The sequence below is a fragment of the Microbulbifer sp. genome (assembly GCF_051659245.1).
Classification (GTDB): Bacteria; Pseudomonadota; Gammaproteobacteria; order Pseudomonadales; family Cellvibrionaceae; genus Microbulbifer.
This window is the reverse complement of record NZ_JBOFOC010000075.1, coordinates 1-20,905: the sequence shown is the minus strand read 5'-3', so window position 1 is coordinate 20,905 and position 20,905 is coordinate 1. Positions and strand designations below refer to the sequence as shown.

19 protein-coding genes are annotated in these 20,905 nt (G+C 56.8%); 17 read left to right on the top strand and 2 right to left on the bottom strand.

Going from position 1 to position 20,905, the window contains the following annotated elements; translation table 11 throughout:
• Nucleotides 1-10 precede the first annotated feature (10 nt).
• The 6 genes from ACRC0P_RS07620 to ACRC0P_RS07595 all read left to right on the top strand — a co-directional run bounded on the left by ACRC0P_RS07620 (nt 11) and on the right by ACRC0P_RS07595 (nt 3,926).
• A complete protein-coding gene (locus tag ACRC0P_RS07620; protein ID WP_438629523.1) occupies nt 11-313 on the top strand; it encodes a hypothetical protein in 303 nt (100 codons plus the stop codon).
• On the top strand, nt 310-1,488 hold the full coding sequence (locus ACRC0P_RS07615) for a Kelch repeat-containing protein (RefSeq protein WP_438629521.1): 1,179 nt from the start codon (nt 310-312) through the stop codon (nt 1,486-1,488). The genes ACRC0P_RS07620 and ACRC0P_RS07615 overlap by 4 nt, the downstream gene beginning before the upstream one ends.
• 25 nt (nt 1,489-1,513) lie before the next feature.
• Nucleotides 1,514-1,822, top strand: a complete 309-nt coding sequence (locus ACRC0P_RS07610) for a hypothetical protein (RefSeq protein WP_438629519.1) — start codon at nt 1,514-1,516, stop codon at nt 1,820-1,822.
• A gap of 128 nt (nt 1,823-1,950) precedes the next feature.
• Nucleotides 1,951-2,187, top strand: coding sequence for a response regulator (locus ACRC0P_RS07605; RefSeq protein WP_438629517.1), 237 nt, complete (start codon nt 1,951-1,953; stop codon nt 2,185-2,187).
• Between the two features lie 693 nt (nt 2,188-2,880).
• Nucleotides 2,881-3,348: a hypothetical protein gene (locus ACRC0P_RS07600; RefSeq protein WP_438629515.1), complete on the top strand. Its 468-nt coding sequence runs from the start codon at nt 2,881-2,883 to the stop codon at nt 3,346-3,348.
• A 113-nt stretch (nt 3,349-3,461) separates the two neighbouring features.
• Complete coding sequence (locus tag ACRC0P_RS07595; protein WP_438629513.1) at nt 3,462-3,926, top strand: hypothetical protein; 465 nt, start codon at nt 3,462-3,464, stop codon at nt 3,924-3,926.
• Nucleotides 3,927-4,081: 155 nt separating this feature from the next.
• Here ACRC0P_RS07595 and ACRC0P_RS07590 read toward each other — a convergent pair whose 3' ends face one another.
• A complete protein-coding gene (locus tag ACRC0P_RS07590) occupies nt 4,082-4,543 on the bottom strand; it encodes a YccF domain-containing protein (protein ID WP_438629511.1) in 462 nt (153 codons plus the stop codon).
• 297 nt (nt 4,544-4,840) lie between these two features.
• Here ACRC0P_RS07590 and ACRC0P_RS07585 point away from each other — a divergent pair, with 297 nt between their 5' ends.
• The 3 genes from ACRC0P_RS07585 to rdgC all read left to right on the top strand — a co-directional run bounded on the left by ACRC0P_RS07585 (nt 4,841) and on the right by rdgC (nt 8,967).
• Entirely contained in the window at nt 4,841-7,192 is a 2,352-nt protein-coding gene (locus ACRC0P_RS07585) for a TonB-dependent receptor domain-containing protein (RefSeq protein ID WP_438629509.1), read from the top strand.
• Between the two features lie 237 nt (nt 7,193-7,429).
• Nucleotides 7,430-7,765, top strand: a complete 336-nt coding sequence (locus tag ACRC0P_RS07580) for a YceK/YidQ family lipoprotein (protein ID WP_438629507.1) — start codon at nt 7,430-7,432, stop codon at nt 7,763-7,765.
• A gap of 209 nt (nt 7,766-7,974) precedes the next feature.
• Nucleotides 7,975-8,967, top strand: a complete 993-nt coding sequence (gene rdgC / locus ACRC0P_RS07575; RefSeq protein ID WP_438629505.1) for a recombination-associated protein RdgC — start codon at nt 7,975-7,977, stop codon at nt 8,965-8,967.
• A gap of 272 nt (nt 8,968-9,239) precedes the next feature.
• Here the strand turns inward: rdgC and gndA are convergent, their stop codons facing one another.
• Nucleotides 9,240-10,766 (bottom strand): NADP-dependent phosphogluconate dehydrogenase, encoded by a 1,527-nt coding sequence (gene gndA / locus ACRC0P_RS07570; RefSeq protein WP_438629503.1) that lies wholly within the window; start codon nt 10,764-10,766, stop codon nt 9,240-9,242.
• A 305-nt stretch (nt 10,767-11,071) separates the two neighbouring features.
• Here gndA and ACRC0P_RS07565 point away from each other — a divergent pair, with 305 nt between their 5' ends.
• From ACRC0P_RS07565 to ACRC0P_RS07530, 8 genes are all read left to right on the top strand, one after another.
• Nucleotides 11,072-11,608 (top strand): DUF2058 domain-containing protein, encoded by a 537-nt coding sequence (locus tag ACRC0P_RS07565; RefSeq protein ID WP_438629501.1) that lies wholly within the window; start codon nt 11,072-11,074, stop codon nt 11,606-11,608.
• Nucleotides 11,609-11,727: 119 nt separating this feature from the next.
• Entirely contained in the window at nt 11,728-14,427 is a 2,700-nt protein-coding gene (locus ACRC0P_RS07560) for a S8 family serine peptidase (protein ID WP_438629499.1), read from the top strand.
• Between the two features lie 202 nt (nt 14,428-14,629).
• Nucleotides 14,630-15,154 carry a PH domain-containing protein gene (locus ACRC0P_RS07555; protein WP_438629497.1) on the top strand — a complete coding sequence of 175 codons (525 nt, stop codon included), beginning with the start codon at nt 14,630-14,632 and terminating at the stop codon, nt 15,152-15,154.
• A complete protein-coding gene (locus ACRC0P_RS07550; RefSeq protein ID WP_438629495.1) occupies nt 15,144-15,848 on the top strand; it encodes an esterase/lipase family protein in 705 nt (234 codons plus the stop codon). The genes ACRC0P_RS07555 and ACRC0P_RS07550 overlap by 11 nt, the downstream gene beginning before the upstream one ends.
• A complete protein-coding gene (locus ACRC0P_RS07545) occupies nt 15,845-16,321 on the top strand; it encodes a GNAT family N-acetyltransferase (RefSeq protein ID WP_438629493.1) in 477 nt (158 codons plus the stop codon). The genes ACRC0P_RS07550 and ACRC0P_RS07545 overlap by 4 nt, the downstream gene beginning before the upstream one ends.
• A 408-nt stretch (nt 16,322-16,729) precedes the next feature.
• Nucleotides 16,730-18,397 (top strand): hypothetical protein, encoded by a 1,668-nt coding sequence (locus tag ACRC0P_RS07540; protein ID WP_438629491.1) that lies wholly within the window; start codon nt 16,730-16,732, stop codon nt 18,395-18,397.
• 180 nt (nt 18,398-18,577) lie between these two features.
• Nucleotides 18,578-19,486 (top strand): hypothetical protein, encoded by a 909-nt coding sequence (locus ACRC0P_RS07535; protein WP_438629489.1) that lies wholly within the window; start codon nt 18,578-18,580, stop codon nt 19,484-19,486.
• Nucleotides 19,470-20,570, top strand: a complete 1,101-nt coding sequence (locus ACRC0P_RS07530; protein WP_438629487.1) for a hypothetical protein — start codon at nt 19,470-19,472, stop codon at nt 20,568-20,570. The genes ACRC0P_RS07535 and ACRC0P_RS07530 overlap by 17 nt, the downstream gene beginning before the upstream one ends.
• The last annotated feature ends 335 nt before the right edge of the window (nt 20,571-20,905 follow it).

Sequence of the window (20,905 nt, the reverse complement as noted above, 5' to 3'; positions counted from 1 at the left end):
GAGTGTGCGGATGCTTTTAAGAAAGTCTAATGAATTGAGGCTCATCTATGTTAGCTCAGCGGTACTGGCAGCGATCATTATTTCGTATCTGACGCTACTCGCTGGCATCGCGGACAATTATCCGGATGTGCAAGTGGTGATGATTGTGGTGGGTCCGTTCGTGGGGTTTGGCACTTCAGCGGGAGCCTTGATCATAGCTGTAAGCAAGCGTTTTTCAGTCGGAACAGAATATTTCCTTATAAAGGTCCTTGCGGCAGGGTGCCTACTAGCTATTTATGGCGTTTGGTTTTATGTTCTACCAGCAACTGTATGAGCCAAACCATAACAAAGGCAGCCAGCATCGCCCGCTTTGCGGGCTGGACCTCCGTTACGGCGCCTTGCGCCTTCACTCCGGCCGCTGTTGCCGGCGTTAAGCGTGCAAGAAGTCCAAAGCCAGGAAAACATATGGAAAGATCTAGGAGAGACCTTCTAAAACTCTTTGGTGCGACAACTATTTTGGGAGTGGATTATTGGTTCAGCACTCCGGCATATTCCGTGACTGCCAATTATTCATGGGGATTTGGCCAAGCACTAGAGCATCCTATTCAGGAGATATATCCGGCCGTTTTTAATGACGAAATTTATGTAGGGGGAGGTTTTGTTCCAAGTGACAACCCTATTTTCTATGGTTTGTCTCCCTCTAGAAAAATCTTTATCTATAACCCAATAGCTCAAGCCTGGCGGCCAGGAGAAACCTTTCCTGAAGCCAGGCACCATCTTGGAATGGTGAGTAGTCCAAACTACTTGTATGGAATAGGTGGATTCTTCGGTGTTAAAGGGGGTGCATGGCAGGTAAAGGATAATGTATATAGAATTTCGTCTGGAAAAGATGAGTGGGAATCAGCACCTTCTATACCTATTCCAATGGCTGAATCTATTTATGCTTCAAGTAGTGAGAATATTCATGTCATCGGAGGGAAAACTGTAGATAAGCACTCTGAAAGAAACGTTGACACTAATAGTCATTATATTCTCGTGAATGATGAATATTGGGAGAAGGCTGCGCCTGCAACTGTTGCTCGAAACTCGGCTGCTGGTGCAGCGTTAGACGATAAAATATTCGTTATTGGCGGTAGGAAATCTGGAAAAACGGCCAAAAACTTTGGTTTCTCCGAATTTTACAATGTAAAAGATGATAGATGGGAGCCTATTCGCCCACTGCCTATAGCATTATCTGGGCTAACTGCGGTAGCATTAAATGGAAATATTATTGTCGCTGGAGGGGAAGCTTTTGGTGCCAACGGAAATTGGAAATCTGGAAAAGCTTTTAGTCAAGTCTGGTCATACGATCCCACTAAAGATTCCTGGAAAAAGGAGCTGGACATGCCTCAATCCAGGCATGGGCACGGAGCAGTTACCATTAACAATTCAATGTATATTATAGGTGGCGGCTCAAAAGTTGGCCCTCAGGAAACCTTGTCTTCACTATTGGTATTTGAGAGCGCTTAACGAAGCGCTACGGAGACAGGGCGTTGTGATCAAGTTTTCCAGATATCCACATGTAAAAGACCTTATTCTTTATTACACTGAAGCAATGGCTAGTAAGGAGGTAAGTAGAATAATGGAATCAGGTATAACCTCAAGGGAAGATGCAGAGCTATTTACCAAATTTATTTGGAAAATGGTCGGCCAAATGAACGAAGACGAGGAAAGAGGTGTCGAGGTTCTTGGTAGCACAGACAATAGTGAAATGATCCCAGATATAAGCTACGAACTCACAAAATTAATGAAAAAGGAGGGGTATTATAGCGTTTGGGAAAAAATATCAAATGAGGAAATATAGCTAAAGATCTGTTATATGGACATTTTTGCTCAACGCTAAATCTGGTAAAGTCAGTTAGCAACGTACTGCGACTGGTGCAAGAAAATACACATGCCTGAGAGCAAGTATTAGCGTCATAAGGAAAATGAATGAACATCTTAATTGCTGAAGATACCCCAATTATTCAAAGGCTATATCAAAGCCTGATGGAGAACTGGGGCTTCAACGATATTGCAATCAATGGCCAAGAGGCTGTTGAATATGCAAAAAACAACAGTAAGAAATACGACCTCTGCTTAATGGATGTGGATATGCCGATCATGAATGGCCTAGATGCGGCGAGAATTATAAGAAAACAGTGGATTACTTCCCTATCATGGCACTAACAGCAAATGATATATACAAAAAGGCCTGCCTTGACGCAGGAGTGGATGATTTTTCTACAAAACCATGCGAAATCATGAATAAAACACCTAGTATATGAATTTGGGCATAATAGGTAATTCAAGATGCATGAGACACATTTAGCCATACTAATTATTGGCACGATAATAGCCGGCGGCTTAATCGCGCTCTATTACTGGGGCACCGATAACTTCTCGCAAAGCACTTGGCTATCTGCCACTGGACTGGCTCTGGTTCTCGGTTATTCTGCCGTAGCCGCACTTGGTCTTAACTATCTTTTATTTGCAATAATTATCGGTGCCTATGTTGCCTATTTCATATACCTTAAGGACTATCAGCCATTTACATCCATTACGGAGAGCAGTATGGCATCACTCATCTCTGGAATTGTAATAGGAATCTCTGGCCTAATTGGGTGTATCGTATGTGCATAACCATGCGCCCTTCAGGCGCAGGACGTTCGCAAGCTCACGCCTCTGTACGCGGCGTTGAAGCTGTAGAAAAACTTGAGCGATTATTCGGGAGATGAATTTTGCGTGCGGAGAGTTCTCTGAAATGCTTTCGCCATGCAAAACAGGTCCAGAATTCACGTAGGGGCGCGATTTTCTGGGCAAAACACTACCAGAACGAAAGGCCGGAGTTTTTCTACAGCCTTGTTAGGCGAAGGAGGCATGATGAATAAAGCGATAAAAACTTTGTTTTTATTAGAGCTAATCATCTGTCTTGGCCCTACATTTATCTTTCTAGTTGCGGGATTTATTTTGCTACCGCATCAAATTTTTTTGCTCACATTCATATTATTCAAGAGGGGAGAATTGGTTGAAGAGGCTATGGGTGATTCTCTGTTGGTAATTTGCTATTTTGTAGGCATGTATTTGGCAGTATACCCTATCATAAAAATGACAATTTCAGTGTTTTATGAAAATAAAATATACGAAAATAATTTATATCGGATACTTTTTCTGCTTGCCGGCATTGTAGCTTTGGTATTTGGACCTTATGGTGTTCTAAGTCCTCATCAACTACCCATATTTTCAGTTTCTACAATTATATTTTCTATGCTTCCCCTCATAGGTTTGATACATTTATGGTTTTTGGCCAATCGTGCTCATCCCCAAGAGTCTAGAGAATCAGGGGCCTAACGAGTCAAAAGTACGCGGACTTGGGCAAGCTGTCACCTTCTTTGCAAAAAACGTAAAAAATCCGTCATCTCACCCAAGCCGGTTTTTGAAGTGTCATGCAAGGTTACATCAGGATGAAACTATTTGTAATTGCATTATTGTTTAGCTTTCCCAACTCAATGCAAGCCATAGAAGGCAGAAATGAAAAATTTTGCCTGAAAAATAGCTGTTTTATTAAGGTAATTGAAACCTCTTCTGAAGCTGTAGTCAAAGAAAGATATTCAGATTTCGTTAAGTCAGTTAGGGTTAATCCTCTTGACGTCGCTTATTTTTCCGAAGAGCTTGCCGAGAGAACAGAAGACCCTAAAAAGTCTATAAGAAATCACTTTGGCTGGGTAAGTAATGCAGACTTGTATTACGTACTAGTCGGTGAAGACTATAGCGCCGTTCTCCTATACAGCCCTATACACGGAAGGTACGTACTTTACTTCAGTCATCATTTAAATAAATTTGAGTTCAGTTTTGACACGCCACCACAATATGAAGCTGTTGATAAACTCTGGGTTAACAGCGATGTGATTCCGGCGATCACCCGATAACGTACATAGTAAAATTGTTATATGCCAAGAGCAATTAATTGGATTAGTTCAGACCAAATCTGACACTCCCCTTTGAAAAGAAGGGGGCTACCGGTCTTGATAAAGGTTTTTGTAGTGAGCCCCCCTCTCCAACAGTCCCGGGAACTTCCTTCGGATTAAACAGATCTACGAATCCCCGCCACCTGCACCTCAGCATTGGCCCTACGCGCCGCCGCCGCAACCTCCTTGCTTACGATCGTCTTACCAATCGGCCACAGGGCAATACCGGCCAGCTTCAGGTGCTGGATACCAAACGGAATCCCGATAATGGTGATAAAGCAGCATAGCGCACTGCACAGGTGCCCAATCGCCAGCCACAGGCCGCCGAATATAAACCAGATAATATTGCCAATCACACCGAGACCGCCGGTACCTATATCCTCCTGGTTCGACAACTCCTCACGGCTGATCGCCTCGCGGCCGAACGGCAGGAAGGTGAATTGCCCTATCACAAAGCAGGCCCTGGCCCAGGGAATGCCGACGATGGTAATTGCGGCGATTATCCCCGCCAGCCACCACATCAGGCCCATAAAGACACCGCCCAGGATAAACCACAGAAAATTGCCAATAGCGCGCATAGTGTTCTTCCTTATTCCTCTTCGTGCTTCCCCACGCTCCGGCCGTCTATTTTGCCGGTATCGCAAGTACTTCTACAAGACAGCTGGTGACGTAGGGGTCCGAATAGCAGCCCGCTGGGTGGCTGAAACTGCTGGTTGTTATTTGCCCATTATTACAATGGCCGACTTGCCTGTCTTGCGCCCTCCCCTACCACGCTCATATTTCCGTCACTTTAAATTCACCAAAGCGTAAAAGACAAGTCATCACATCAGGCCATTGTACGCCCGCAACAACCAGAGCAACATCAGGGACACCCAATGAAAACCGCAAAAACCTACCTGGCTTCCGCCATCTCCATGGCCATGGCCGCCAATCCGCTGTCCGCTCAGGAGACCGATGGCGAGAAACTGGAGGAAGTCGTGGTACTCGGAACCGGCACAACATTTAACAGCAGTTCTGTTACCGAGTCGATGATCAGGCAGCAGTCCACCATTACCAGCGTCAACGCCCTGATCGATAACCTGCCGGGGGTTTCGGTAAACGAGGGGGATACCTACGGCTTTGACGACTGGTCCACCAATATCAGTGTGCGCGGCTTTACCACCAGTCTGGACGAACAACAGATCGGCACCACCATCGACGGCATTCCGAACGGCGGTTCCAATTACGGCGGCGGTTCCAAGGCCAACCGTTTTGTGGACCCGGCCAATATCGGCGGTGTGGAGGTATCTCAGGGCACTTCTGATATTGCCTCCCGCTCTCACGAAGCGTTGGGCGGGACCATCGATTACCGGACGGACGATCCGCTGGATAGCAGCGGCACCCGTGCCGAAGTCTCCCTGGGCGAATTCGATGCGCAACGCCTCTACTTCCGCTATGACACAGGCACCTTTGCCGGCAATAGCAAGGCCTGGATCTCCTATTCCAACCAGGAGGCCACCGACTGGATTACCGAAACCGCCGAGAACGAGCGCGAGCATCTTGCGGCAAAGCTGGTCACTACACTGGATTCGGGCACTATCAAGGCCTACGTCTCCTGGGACGATATTCACGAGGACAACTACCAGCGGATTTTTTCCGATGCCCAGTTTGAACAGTTTCCGGAAGACGATTTCCTGACCGGGGAATGGACCGGTATTCCCTATATCGACCAGCTGTACCGCCGCGGCTGGTCGACCCTCAGGGAAAACCTGTTGGGCTACGTACAACTTGATGTCGATGTCACCGACAGCCTGAACCTGGAGGGTGGAGTCTATTTCCACACGAACGAAGGCCGCGGGGACTGGGTGCCGCCCTACCTGGTGGACGTCACCGACGACGGCGCCGGCGGCCAGTCCGAATTTCTGGGCGGCACCACCGCAAATAGCGGGGCGAGTATCGGGCGCTTTTACTATGTGGACGCCAGCGGCAATGCACTGATGCCAAATGCCGGTTGCGAATCCGATATCGTAACCATCTACGGCCGGGCCGGCACCGAGTACGATCCGGCCTGCTACCCGGCCGGCGCCATCCCGGTGATGTCCTACCGCCACACCCACTACGAGAAAGAGCGCAGCGGCCTGACCCTGGACTTTACCCACACCGGCGATATCGCCGGAATGCAGAACGAACTGCGCGGCGGCCTCTGGTACGAGGACGCCACCCGCGACGAGCACCGGGACTGGCACAAGATCGCAGACGCGACCCAGGGCCACGGATTCGATTCCACTCCCTACTGGGTACAGTACGACCGCAGCTACCCGCAGGAGACCACCAAGTGGTATCTGCAAGACTCGCTGACCATCGACTCGCTCACCCTGAACCTGGGGGTCAAACAGTTCCTGGTGGACGTATCCCGCGAGGACCTGTTCAACGAGTCCCCCGACGTGACCATAGATTCCGACTCCGACCTGCTGCTGTCCGCCGGTCTGGTCTGGGAAACTCCCTTGGCAGGCGCCGAGGCGTTTGTCGGCTATGCGGAAAACTTCAAGGCCATCGGCGACAATATCCTGGAGCGCCCGGAATCCGACCTGGACAATATTGAGCCGGAAACCTCCGAGACCATCGAGCTGGGCCTGCGTTACGACGCGGACAACCTCAGAGCGACCGCCACTTATTTTCGGAACGACTTCGAGAATCGCATCATCTTCCTGGACAACAATACCGAGGCGGGCCCCGACTACCTGATCGGCACCAACGGCACCTACTTCAATGCGGGCGGTATCGAATCCGACGGCATCGAGCTGCTGATGAACTACGATATCAACGAGGCGTTTAACGTCTATGCCTCTTACACCATGATTGATGCCTCTTATCTCGGCACCGGCGACGACGCGGTGGACGAAGCCTTGGAGCTGGTACCCGGCAATGATGTGATCGGTATCGCCGACCAGCTGTTTGCCGTCGGCCTGGACTGGAGTTCGGAGCTGTTCTACGGCGGCTTCTCCACCAAGTTCACCGGCGATCGCTATGTGGACCTCGCCAACACCTGGACGGCGGATTCCTATATGGTGACCGACGCCTACCTGGGCGTGAATCTGCTCGGTGCCGGCGAATACCTGAGCGGCGTCAACCTGAACCTGGTAGTGAACAACCTGTTCGACGAGGACTACCTGGGCAGTGTGGTCGCCAACGGTGCCTGGATCGGTGCGCCGCGCACCACTTCCCTGTCCGCCACCATCGACTTCTGAGGAATCCTTGAGTAAATGTATTTCGTCACTCCGACGAAAGCCGGAGTGACGATATTCCGTACCGTAGGGTGCGCTGTGCGCACCGACGGGGTGTCGCCGCAGAGACCGTGTTCGGTGCGCACGGCGCACCCTACGGCTCAGCAACCCCAACCCATCGCATATTCTTTCGCACCCGGCGGAGTTACATGGTATTTTTCAAGCATAAACACGGACAAGCAATTACAGGAGAGAAATCCAATGAAACAATACCTACCGGTCCTCGCGGCAATGACACTGTCCGGTTGCGGAACAGTGACCACGTTATCCAGTTCCGATGAAGAAATCGTGGCCAACCTGAATAAAGAAAACTCCAGCTGCCAAGCGATGCCCCGAGTTTACAGCGGGGTCGCATACAACCTTTGCAAAATGAACTCCAATGGCAACTCGATTTATTATAGCTGGCTGCTCGGTTTTTATCTGATCGACAGCGTTGCTTCCGCGGCAACGGACACCGCGGCCCTGCCCTATACCGTCTATGCGCAGAGCAAGAATGGAAGCCTGGCACTAAATCAAAGCCACGACGTCGGCTACTAATCGTTTCACCGGAGCCTGCTATGCAGTGGGCTCCTTATCATGTTAAGAACGACATTCACGATCGATCAAAATTTAAACGCCGTTCGCAACCCCCCTCAGCAAAGATTCCCGCTTTTCCCGACAGTTTCGCCCCCTCTTCCCTGGCTGTAACCGCCCGGATTCCGCATAATTGCCAGCCACTCGACTAACAGAACAGATGGCCTGATGTAATGTGGTTTAAAAATCTTCGCGTCTACCGCCTCACCAAAGAATTTGCTCTCACTGCCGAAAAATTGCACGAACTGCTGGAGCCCAACACTTTCGCGCCCTGCGGCAACCAGGACACCGCCCGCTACGGCTGGGTGCCGCCGCTCGGGCGCCACGGCAGCCAGCTGGCGCACAGCGCCAACGGTTACCTGATGGTCTGCGCCAAAAAGCAGGAAAAGGTGATTCCCGCCGCAGTGGTGAATGAAAAGGTGGAAGAGATGGCCCAGGCCATCGCGGACAAGGAGGCCCGCAATGTCGGCCGCAAGGAGCGGCAGAACCTGAAAGACGAGGTGCTGCTGGAGATGCGCCCCAAGGCGTTCGCCCGCTCCCGGCTGCAGTACGCCTATATCGCCCCCAAAGAGGGCTGGCTGGTGGTGGATGCCTCCTCCGCCAAGGCGGCGGAAGAGCTGCTGGAAAACCTGCGCGAGGCGATCAGCAGCCTGTCGGTAGTGCCGCTGGCGGCGAAGAATATCCCCCAGCAGACCATGACCCACTGGCTCACCGCACCGGAGGCGCCGCAGCACTTTGAATTCGGCCACGAGTGCGAGCTGCGGGACCCACAGGACAGCGGCAGTGTGATCCGCTGCAAGAACCAGGACCTGTGCGCGGAAGAGATCCACAACCACCTGGTGGCCGGCCTGCAGGTACACAAGCTGGGTTTGGTCTGGCGCGAGGGCGTCGAGTTTGTGATCGACGATCAGCTGGCGATCAAGCGCCTGAAGTTCGGCGAGGAGGTGATGGAGAAAGCCGACAGCGCCGATGCCGGCGACGCGGCCCAGCGCTTCGATATCGAGTTTTCCGTGATGACCGTGGAAATTTCAGCGCTGCTCAAGGACCTGCTGGCGGCATTCGGCGGCGTCAATACGGATACCGCCAGTGTCGAGGAGATAGTGGCCAAGGCCTCGCGGGGCGAGGCGGAGCAGGTTGCGGGCGAGGTCGACGAAGTTGTGTTCTGAAAAATGGTAGCAGGTTAAGCCATTTCTTCTTGTAGGGTAACTACTCTCCCCTCCCTCGCTTGCGGGGGTGGGGCCGGGGGAGGGGGGCTTTGATCAGCGCCCCCTCTCCCTAACCCTCTCCCCCAAAGGGGGAGAGGGGACTGTTGGGGTGAGTAGTTACCTTGTAGGATGGGCAAAGCGTAGCGTGCCCATCCTACGAAAACCGCTTATTCCGTCGGACATAACTCCTTGTCCACTCGAAGGGCCAGGCTCCTCTCCTACACACAATTTGATCAAACCTCCACCACCGGCCGCCCCGGCTCACTCCACTGCACGTGATACTTTTCCTCCTCCGGGCGATCCACGCGGGAAAAGGTGTGCGCGCCGAAGAAGTCGCGCTGCCCCTGCAGCAGGTTGGCCGGCAGGGATTCCATGCGGAAGGCGTCGTAGTAGCTGAGTGCCGAGGACAGGGCCGGCACCGGAATGCCGAGCAGGCTGGCGTCCGCCACCGCGCGGCGCCAGTTGTGCTGGTTCAGGGCGATCTGCCCGGCAAAGAAATCGTCCAGCAGCAGGTTGGACAACTTCAGGTCCCGCTCGTAGGCGTCGCTGATGGATTGCAGGAAAACGGCGCGGATAATGCAGCCGGCGCGCCAGATGCGGGCGATTTCGGCGAAGTTGAGCTGCCAGCCCTGCTCCCGCGCGGCCAGTTTCATCAGGTCGAAGCCCTGGGCGTAGACACAGATCTTGGCGCAGTACAGGGCGTCGTGCAGCTGCTCGATCACCGCGGCCCGGCGCACCGGTTCCACCGGGGCCACATCCGGGCCCAGCAGTTTCTTCGCCGCCCGCGTACGCAGCACCTTGCGCGTGGACAGCGAGCGCGCGTAGACCGCTTCGGCAATGCTCGGCGCGGGGCAGCCAACTTCCAGGCTGCTCAGCGCGGTCCACAGTCCGGTGCCCTTCTGGCCGGCGCGATCCAGGATGACATCCACCAGCGGCTGCCTGGTATCCGCATCCACGGTGGCCAGTACCTCGGCACTGATATCGATCAGGTAGCTGTTCAGTGGCCCCAGGTTCCACTCGCGGAATACTTTCGCGATCTCCGCCGGGGTCATTTCCAGAGCGCAGCGCATCATGTGGTAGGCCTCGCAGATCAGCTGCATATCGGCGTACTCGATGCCGTTGTGCACCATCTTCACGTAGTGGCCGGAGCCGATGGGGCCGATATAGGCCGCGCAAGGCTCGCCGCCGGAGACCGGCCTGCCGGGCTCGCGGCGCTCGATGGGCCGCCCGCTGGCCGGGTCCACCTTGGCGGCGATGGCGTTCAACACCGGTTCGATACGGGTCCAGGCGTAGCGGTCGCCGCTGGGCATCAGCGAGGCGCCGAAGCGCGCACCGACATCTCCACCGGAGACGGCGGTGGTAAAGAAAATCAGCCGGCCCTTGAAGCGCTCGCAGCGCTCCACCGAATCGGTCCACAGGCTGTTGCCGGTGTCCACCACGATATCGTCGGCTTTCAGGCCGGCGTCCAAGAGCTTGTGGCACACGTCGTCCACCGGCGCGCCCGCGGGCACGGAGAGAATCACCAGGTGCGGGGCTTTGATGCGGCCCAGCAGCTCGGTGTAGGAACTGCAGGCCTCCACCCGCGGCGGCCGCTCGCCGCGCTCCCGCGCATCCTGCTCCAGCAGCGCATCGAGCCGGTTGTGGTCCAGGTCGAAGGCACAGACTTTGTAGCCGTTATCGGCCAGGTTCATAATCAGATTCTTGCCCATCACCCCTGCGCCGATAAAACCGATATCGCACAGTGAATCAGACTCTGCCATGGATCTCTCCGGAAACAGGAAATGGAGGGTTGAAAAAAAGGCCGCGGAGTATACCAACCGGCGGCGGCGCCCGGGAGACCGGAGCGCCTGCGGACTTGCCCCCGTTTGGCCCAAAACCGGGGCAGGCAAGGGCGAAGCCAGTGCAAAATACTGGCAATGATCCACCTCGCGTTATTTACCGCCGCCAGCGCCCCCGGATTCAACGTTTCACCCGGCCTCCCCGGTCTGAAATTTTTTTGCCGATACAACTTCCGCCGCCAGATCGGCTAGAATGCCTGACTCCCGGGACTTTGCAGGTAATCGCCATGAGCTCACTCCAGGACCAACTGCTGAAAGCCGGCCTTGTCGACAAGAAGAAGGCCAAACAGGTCAACAAGGAAAAGCGCAAACAGGACAAGGTGGCAAAGAAATCCGCCCAGCCGGTCGTCGATGAAACCAAGGCGGCCGCGGAGCGGGCCCGCGCCGAAAAGGTGGCCCGCGACCGGGCGCTCAATGCCGAGCGCGAGGCCGCGGCGCAGCAGCGGGCCATCGCCGCACAGATCAAACAGATGGTCGCCAATAACAGGCAGCCCAAGGGCAACGGCGATATCGCCTACAACTTTACCTTTGAGAAGAAGATCAAAACCTTCTACGTAACGGCAGCCGTACAGGAGCACCTGGTAGCGGGGCGGCTGGTGATCGTCGGGCTGGACGACCAGTTCGAGCTGGTGCCGCGGGTGATCGCCGACAAGATTGCCGAGCGCAACCCCACTGCCGTGGTCCAGCCGCCGGCGGACAGCACGCCGGCCGGGGAAGACGACCCCTACGCCGACTACCAGATCCCCGACGATCTGATGTGGTAGCCGGGCTCCCCCGGCCAACCGTCACACAACCTTGAGAGTGTGAAGCAGTTTTGGGATTATTGGCTGACACTGGTCCAGACTGGACCGGCATACAATAAACACTAAAACCGTGACCGTTCATGAAGTCTCTCGCCCACCTTTTGCTGTGCACCCTGCTGTTGTTGTCCCTGGCCGCCTGTGGCGGCGGCGGGGGAGGCAGCGACAGCCGCCCGCCTTCCAGCGAGCAGGGGGACGGCAGCGACGATGACAGCGGCGACGGCGGCGACCAGCCCACAGACCCCGGCGACAGCCACCGCATAGCCGGCACTGTAACGGCCGAGCGCTTCAGCGACACTGATTCCGACAGCAACGATCCCAAGGCGCCGATCGTCCCCAACAACCAGCCCTCCGAGGCCCAGTTGCTGGGCAACCCGGTGGTGCTGGGCGGGTTTGCCAGCGCCGAAGGCAGCAACAACCAGGCGGAGCACCGCTTCTGGGACGAAGGCGACAGCGAGGACTGGTTCAGCCTGTCCCTGTCCCAAGGCCAGAGCATCCGCCTCACCATTCACGACTTCCAGACCCTGTCTCCGCTGCAGAACGACCTGGATCTCTACCTTTACCGGCTGGACGACACCGGCAGCGCGGTCGAGGTCGCATCCAGCACCAGCGGTATCAGCGACAGCGAATCCATCCAGGTCCCGGAGAGCGGCGACTATCTGTTAGAGGTGCGCGCCGTGGCGGGCATCAGCGCCTACACCCTGAAGATCGACAGCAGCGACGACCGCGGCCTGCTGGCCAGCCCCTCAGTGGGTGACGACTTCGCACCCGGCGAGTTGATCATAAAGTGGAAACAGGCCCCCACCGTCGCCGCCCTGAACGGCCGGCGACTGCAACCGACCGGCGGCCCGGCCCGGGATGGCCGGCTGCGCCGCTACCGGCTGGCGGATTTAGCCGAGCCGGGCCCGCCGCGGCTGCACCCGGTACAGAAATCGCACCCGAATGCGAATGCCCACACCCTGGCCAAACTGCGCACGCTGATGGAACTCAAGGAACTCCAGGCGGACCCCGCAGTGGACTATGTGGAACCCAACTACCGCTACCACAGCCTGCGCGCGCCCAGCGATCCGCTCTACCTCCGCCAGTGGCACTACCGGAATATCCACCTGCCCGAGGCCTGGGACATCACCACCGGCAGCAGTGACGTCGTCGTCGCGGTACTGGATACCGGTATCTACAAAGCCCATCCGGACTTCGAGGGCAAACTGACCCCCGGCTACGACTTTATCAGCGACCCGGAAAGCGCCGGCGACGGCGACGGCATCGACGACGATCCGGAAGACCCGGGCGACCGGGCCCTGCAAAACCGCAGCTCCTGGCACGGCACTCATGTGGCCGGTACTGTCGGCGCACTCACCGACAACACCAGCGGTGTCAGCGGCGCCGGCTGGGATAGCCTGGTAATGCCGCTGCGGGTCCTGGGAATCTCCGGCGGCAACACCTACGACGCGGCCCAGGCGGTGCGCTACGCCGCGGGGCTCGCCAACGACTCGGGCACAGTACCCGCGCAAAAGGCCGGCGTGATCAATATGAGTTTCGGCGGCTCCGGCTTCTCCCAGACCCTGCAGAACGCCCTCAGCGAGGCCCGGGCACAAGGTGTTGTGCTGGTGGCCGCGGCCGGCAACGACAGCAGCGACACCCCCGTCTACCCGGCGGCCATGGAAGGCGTGATCGCCGTCAGCGCCACCGATTTCAATAACGAACAGGCCCCCTACTCCAACTTCGGCGACTGGGTGGACCTGGCCGCCCCCGGCGGCGACATGTCCGCGGACGCCAATGTCGACGGCTTCAGCGACGGCGTTCTCAGCACCTACGTAAACGAAAGGAAAGGAGGCAACGAACTCTCTCCCAGCTACGCCTCGCTGCAGGGCACCTCCATGGCCAGCCCCCACGCCAGCGGCGTCTTCGCGCTGATGAAAGCCGTCAACCCCCAGCTGACTCCGGACGATATCGACGCCCTGCTGGCCAGTGGCCAGCTCACCACCGATCTGGGGGACACCGGTCGCGACCCAGTCTACGGTTACGGCCTGCTGGATGCCTACAAAGCTGTGCAGGCAGCGGGACAGGAACCCGCCGAACCGGTGATCACCGCCGATCCGGAAACCCTGAACTTCTCCGCCACCCTGACCGAACTCGAAGTGGAGATCCGCAATATCGGTGCCGACAGCGCCTCCCTATCCGGCGATCCCCTGCCGGGCGCCACTTGGATCAGCAACGTGGAAGCCGTATCCGTGGACGACAAGGGATTCGGGACCTACAGAGTCAGCGTCGATCGCAGCGATATGACCGACGGTATCTACAACAGCGAAGTGGTCTTCCCCATGAACGGCACGGAGAACTACCACCTGCCGGTGAACCTGCAGGTGCAGATGGGCGGCACCGCCAGCGGCAACTACGCCGGATACCTGTATATCCTACTGCTCAAGGCCACCGACGAGGACGGCGACGGCGTGTCCGACTACGAGACTGTCCGCCAACTGGCCAAGTCCACCGACAATGGCGAGTACACCTTCGAGTTCACCGGCGTGGAGCCCGGCAACTACGCCATCGCCGCCGGCTCCGACCTCAATGCCAACGGCTTTATTTGCGATCCGGGAGAGGCCTGCGGCTACTACCCCGCCGGCAGCCAGGAGGACAGCGTCACCGTCGACCGGGACCTGGAAAACCTCAGCCTGATCGCCAGCTACTATAGCGACGCGGACGCCAGTGCCAGCAGCGCGGGCGGGGAGCAAACCGGCCAGCGCAGGCCCATCGCCAAACTTAAAATCCGGCGGGCTGAATGACCCGGGGCGGCCCTTGGCCGCCCGTCAGCGCTTTCCCGGTATCAGGACCTTCGCATCGCGATCGTTACAGCATTGGGCTCGAGAGCCGGCGGATACTTTTCAGCTTGTTCCAAAGCCATCCCATCATAAAATTCAGCTTTGCAAAATACCCATGGAATAGCTGTTCGGACTCACCTTCAACACAATCCGGTGCCTCTAGTAGATGAATAATGAAATATTCAAAGCCCCCTGGAGCCGCCAGCTCAAATGGATTACCACACTGTCTTCGGCGCTGTTGCTGGGTATTCCATTGGTGGTCCTCGCCAAAATACCGCCAGCCGAAATGGCCTGGCGGTCGGGCATGGTGCTGCTGCCACTGGCTATACTGGCCGCCTGCGCCTTCTTTGCCATTCGCGGGTACGTTATCGACGGCAATGCGCTGCTGATCTGCCGCCCCGGCTGGAAAACACGGATTTCCCTGCAGGGCCTGCAGGAAGTGGCCGCGGATCCGAAGGCCATGGACGGCTCCATCCGGGTTTTCGGCAATGGCGGCCTGTTCTGTTTTGCCGGCCTCTATCGCAATTCCAGGCTGGGCCGCTACCGGGCTTTCGCCACTGACCAGGCACGAGCCGTGGTGCTAAAATTTCCCGGGCGTACCCTCGTAGTCACGCCGGGCGACCCGCAAAAGTTTGTCGCCATCCTGGAAAACAATAAAAAGCTGATAGAGAAACCGATAGATGAAAAATAGCTTTCTGCCCCTACTGTTATCCCTTCTATTCCTACCCCTCGCCGCCAGTGCCCAGTCCTCTTGCGTGATTTTGCTGCACGGCCTGGGAAAATCCAGCGGCTCCATGGAAAAAATGGAAGAAGCCATCGCAGCGGTGGGCTTTACCACCGTGAATGTGAGCTACCCCTCCACCGACCACCCGATCGAGGAACTGGCCGGCCCGGCGATCGCCCCGGCGCTGGACCAGTGCCGGGACCACGACCAGGTAAATTTCGTCACCCATTCCCTGGGCGGTATCCTGGTGCGGCAATACCTGAGCCAGGTGCAGATCGAAAACCTGAACCGGGTAGTGATGCTGGGCCCGCCCAACAAGGGCAGTGAGGTAGTGGACAATCTGGGCGATTTCCCCGGCTTCCACTTTATCCTCGGCGATGCCGGCCTACAACTGGGTACCGGCGCCCTCAGCGTGCCCAAAAAACTCGGCGCCGCGGAATTCGATGTGGGCATTATCGCCGGTACCCGCAGTATCAATTTGATCCTCTCGCAGATGGTTCCCGATATCGACGACGGCAAAGTCTCGGTGGAGAGCACCAAACTCGAAGGCATGAGCGACCACCTGGAAATGCCGGTGACTCACGTATTCATGATGAAAAACAGAAAAGTGATCGACCAGGTCATCCACTACCTGAAAAACGGAGAATTCAGTCGAGAATGATTCACTGGCAGTGGCGGTCCTTTGAACAGCTTTCCCTCCAACAGCTCTACCAAGTTCTCAGGGCACGGCAGGAAGTCTTTACCGTGGAGCAGGATTGTGCCTATCAGGATGCCGACAACCTCGACCGGTATTCCTGGCACTTGGCAGGTTGGCATGGGAACCCGGAAAAACACGAACTGGTCGCCTATTTACGGGTGGTGTTTCCCGGCAGAAAATATGCCGAACCGGCCATCGGCCGAGTGCTCACCCTGGCCTCTCACCGGGGCACCGGCCTGGGCAGAGAGTTGATGCGGCAGGCAATCGACTGCACCGCCCGGGAATATCCCGATACGCCAATCCGTATTTCCGCACAACAGCATCTTGAGTATTTTTACCGCGAATTCGGTTTCGAGCGGGTATCCGATCCCTATGACGAAGACGGGATACCGCATATCGAGATGTTGCACGTCCCCCGCAGCCCGGGAAGCCACTGACAACGGGGCGAATTCTAACGGAAATGGCACAAGCGAATGGAGGCCGCCGGTCAGCTGCGTGGTACCGAGCCGGAGTTGCGCATCAACTAGCTCTCGGAATTTACCCAGCGCGAGCAGTGCGATATCTCCAAGGCGCGGCGGAATCCCGGCTTTACGTCTGAGTCCCCCCGTTGTGCCGCTCTGCGAGCCCTGCGCTATCTCACTCACTATCGCAGCTGACGATCCATTACCCTTCTTTCTTCACCCTTTGCGACCAAATATTGGTCAATATGGTTAAATTACAACCCGACCCAGAAGATCAAACAAACCCTCCGCCCCGGTGGAACATGCAGTCGGCAATCCACTGCAACTATTTTGAAGGCTGCGTCGTATCCCCTGGTTGAGTTCAACAATAAAACAGGGGCTGCCATGAAACATTCCACTATTTTCAACGTCTTGACTCTGGCTTCCGTGCTGGCGCTTTCGGCCTGTGGGGGCGGTGGTGGAGGCGGGGGTAACGACGACGCACCAACGCCCACACCCACGCCCACGCCCACGCCAACGCCTGATCCGGTCGAACCCGTATCGGCCACCTTTGAAAAATCGCTGACAACCATGGGGTCAACCTTCAGTGTCGATGGGGAGGTGACACTGCTGCGCAATGACGCTGACGAACTTTCGCTGGAAAATCTCGACATGAGCGGGTTCACCCTCTACACATTCGACAATGACCCGCTAAACAGCTCCGTCTGCACCGCCAGCTGCGTCGATAACTGGCCCCCCCTGATCGCCACCGACAGCGACACGGCGGTAGCGCCACTGTCGATCATCACTCGAGATGACGGCAACCGCCAGTGGGCACTGCGCGGCAAGCCGCTGTACTTTTTCGCGGGAGACAGCGCCGCGGGTGAAGTCAACGGCGAAGGGGTTGGCGGCGTCTGGGATACCGCCCTGGCCGAACCGATCGCACAGACGAATGACGCAGGCGAAGGGGTGTTTTTCACGGCCTCCGGACAAATCGGGGTCAGCACCATGGACAGCGACACGGTATTCAGTGCCGCCCAGGAGGACCGCCTCGGCTTCGCCCTGTACACCTTCGACGTCGATGCACCCGGCGAATCCAACTGCAACGACACCTGCCTCGACAACTGGCCGGCACTGCTCGCCGAAGAGGGCGATGTCGCCGCGACACCCTACAGCCTGATTGAACGGAAACTCGGCAGCGACGGAGAGACCGCGCTGCAATGGGCCTACCAGGGAATGCCGCTCTATTTCTACAAAGGAGATACCGCGCCCGGCTCCACGCTCGGCGATGGCGTGGGTGACGTCTGGCACCTGGCGCGGCCGCAAAACACCCAGATTGTCGATTCCGAACGCGGCTCGACCCTGGCGGTCAGCGGCCTGGCAATGAGTACCGACGACGACGCGGTCGAGCCGGAAGCGGTACCGCAGCACGGCTTTGCCCTCTACACCTTTGATCCGGACACCAGCGGCGTCAGCAACTGCTCAGACGACTGCCTGGCCGCCTGGCCGGCGCTGATCGCCTACCCGGGTGCCGTGGCAACCCCGCCCTTCTCCCTGGTTGAGCGCAGCCCCGGCGTCATGCAGTGGGCTGTCAACGGCAAGCCGCTGTACACCTTCATCAGCGACGTGGAACCCGGCGATGTGACCGGCGACGGCGTGGGCGATGTCTGGCACCTGGCGCGCTTTGCTCCGGTCGCCGTGGCCACGGTGACACTGAACGACGAGGAGATTGAGGCGTTTACCGCCCATGGCGAACTTATCGATGAGAGCGGTACACCAAGCGATACATACCAGGACTACACCCTCTACACCTTTGACGATGATACCGATGGTGTCTCCACCTGTTTCGACACCTGCGCCGACATCTGGCCACCACTGTTCGCAACCGCCGATGCCCAAGACTTCGGCGACTTCACCGTCACCCGACGCGACGATCCCAGCACCACCGAGGATGACGACAGCGAGGTATACCAGTGGGCCTACAAAGGGGAGCCCCTGTACTTTTTTGCCTCCGATAGCGGCCCACGCGATACCGCCGGCGAATACGGGACCTGGCACGTAGCGGTTCCCTAAAGGGCATCTCTAAACAGGACACCTCTAAAAATTGCCATTTGAACTGGTGAGGACTCCAGAGTCTTTCGGTGCGCGCGGCGCACCCTACGGACGCAATTAATAGAGGTGGCCTGAATCATCAGGCCGGGCCCGCCCGGCCCTGTGTGTCGAATCCCGCTCTACGTTTTTGAGGAATTCACAGTGAATGCAAAACCCATCTATATCCTGTTGCTGGCGCTGATATTGTCAGCCTGCGATGCGGGTTCCGGGGAAGGCCTGGACGAAAACGGCATTCCCCTGGAACCGAACAACGAGGAGGAGGCTCCCAGTGAAGAGGACCCTCCAACTGAAGAGCCCCCCGCCGAAGAGCCTCCAAGTGAAGAGCCTCCGGATGAGGAGCCCCCGGCTGAGGAGCCCGCCGACGGCGTCACGCTGGCCGAGCTGCAAACCGATATCTTCAGTCCCATCTGTGCCCAGTGCCATGTCGGCAGTGGCGCGCCCCAGGGACTGCGTCTCGACAGTGAAGAGAACAGCTATAACTTTCTCGTCGATCAACCTTCCAATGAAGACTCCAGCCTGCTGCGGGTCGATCCAGGCAATCCCGATAACAGCTATCTGGTGCACAAGATTGAGGGCCGCTCCTCGATTGTCGGCAGCCGTATGCCACTGGGCCAGGACCCGCTTTCCGACGCCGATATCCAGCGTATTCGCGATTGGGTCGCCAACGGCGCACCGCGCACCGGCACCGGTGACGCAAGTACAACGGTCACCGCATCTGCATTCGAATCCGGCGAAACCAAGGCAGTGTTCGGGATGCACTTCAGCCGCGCCCTCGACCCCGCGACCCTGAATAAAAACGCTGTGCTTCTGCAGTTCATTTTCGAGGATTTCACCCAGGTCGCCAACACGGATGACTATGATCTGCATCTTGTTGCCGGCCAGGATTTAATCCTGGAAATGAACACCGAACCTTATGCGTCGGCCAAAGCTATCGACATTCGCTTTAACAGTCCACTCACCGGCACCGTTCTCGACTTCCGTGGACGGGTTCTGGACGGTGACGCCAATGACATTGACGGGGGGGAGCAGCACCATGTCCTGGACCTTTAAAAAGACCGCAACCGCGTTTGCAGCGCTGTTGTTTGCAATACTATTGGCGCCGGCACAAGCGGAGCCCTATCTCGCCTTCAAGACCGGCAACAAGTGCTCCGCCTGTCATGTCAACCCCATCGGCGGCGGTGCACGCAACACTTTCGGCAACTATTACGGCACTCATGTGCTGCCGGCACTTCCCGGCGACACACAGGGTTTCGATTCCGGCAGCCTGACTGAGAGTGTGCGCGTCGGCGCCAATCTGCGCGCGAACTTCCAACGTCACGAGGAGGACAATGCCGATGCAACACAGGGATTTGAAACCCAAAGTGCCCAGGTGTATCTGCACTTTCAACCCAAGGGCTCCCGGTTTTCATTTTACCTTGATGAGCAGATCGCACCGGGAGCGGCGTTAAATCGTGAAGCGTTTGTCATGGCGAAATTATCCGGCAATCACTACCTCAAAGCCGGAAAAATCATGCTGCCCTATGGCATCCGCCTTGAGGATGACAGCGCCTTTATTCGCGAGGCGACCCAAATCACCTTCGACAACAGCGACAACGGCGTCGAGCTGGGACTGGATTTTGACAAGGCACTGTTTAACGTTGTGCTGAGTAACGGCACTGGTGCGACAAACAACGATGACGACAGGTTTCAATATGTCGTACGCGGTGAATATGTCGAAAGAAACTGGCGTGTCGGTGGCAGCGCGCTGGTCAATGAGTCCACCTCCGGAACGCGCAGGATATGGGGTGTTTTCGCGGGGGCCCACCTTTACGGCTTTACCCTGCTCGCCGAAGTGGACCAGATCATGGATGAATCGTTAATCAATGCATTTGGCGACGAGACAGAACAAATTGTGACGCTATTTGAGGTTAACCGGGAACTGGGCAAAGGCATGAACCTGAAGGTCACGCACGAGACCTTTGATCCGGAGAGCAACACCGACAACAACGAGCGTACGCGCAGTTCCGTCCTGCTCGAGTACACGCCCTTTGCGAACGTCCAGCTGCGCGGTGGCATTCGTACCGGCGATGACATACCACAGAGAGATCAGGGAAACTTCAAGGATCTGTTTGTGCAGGCGCACTTGTATTTCTGAGGATAGGGACAACCCCTTCTCCTTGTAGGAGCGGCCCACGGCCGCGATCAGTTTCCGCTACGTAGCTAAGCCGATCGCGGCCAACGGCCGTTCCTACAGGAAAATATCGGCGACCGCCACCAGCCACCCGCTCGCCACGTTGTGAAATAGCTTCTAAGAATCTGTTCATAATCTCTGACGAGGCTGGCAGACTGGGTGGGATGGCCCTTTGCGGGACCGTATGAGGCAGGGATGCCGATTACGCGCGTACAGGGATGTATTTAGGGGGGGCGCCCAGCCCGTGGCCCGCAAAGGGCCATCCCACCCAGTCACGCTCAGAAACGTAAGATTATGAA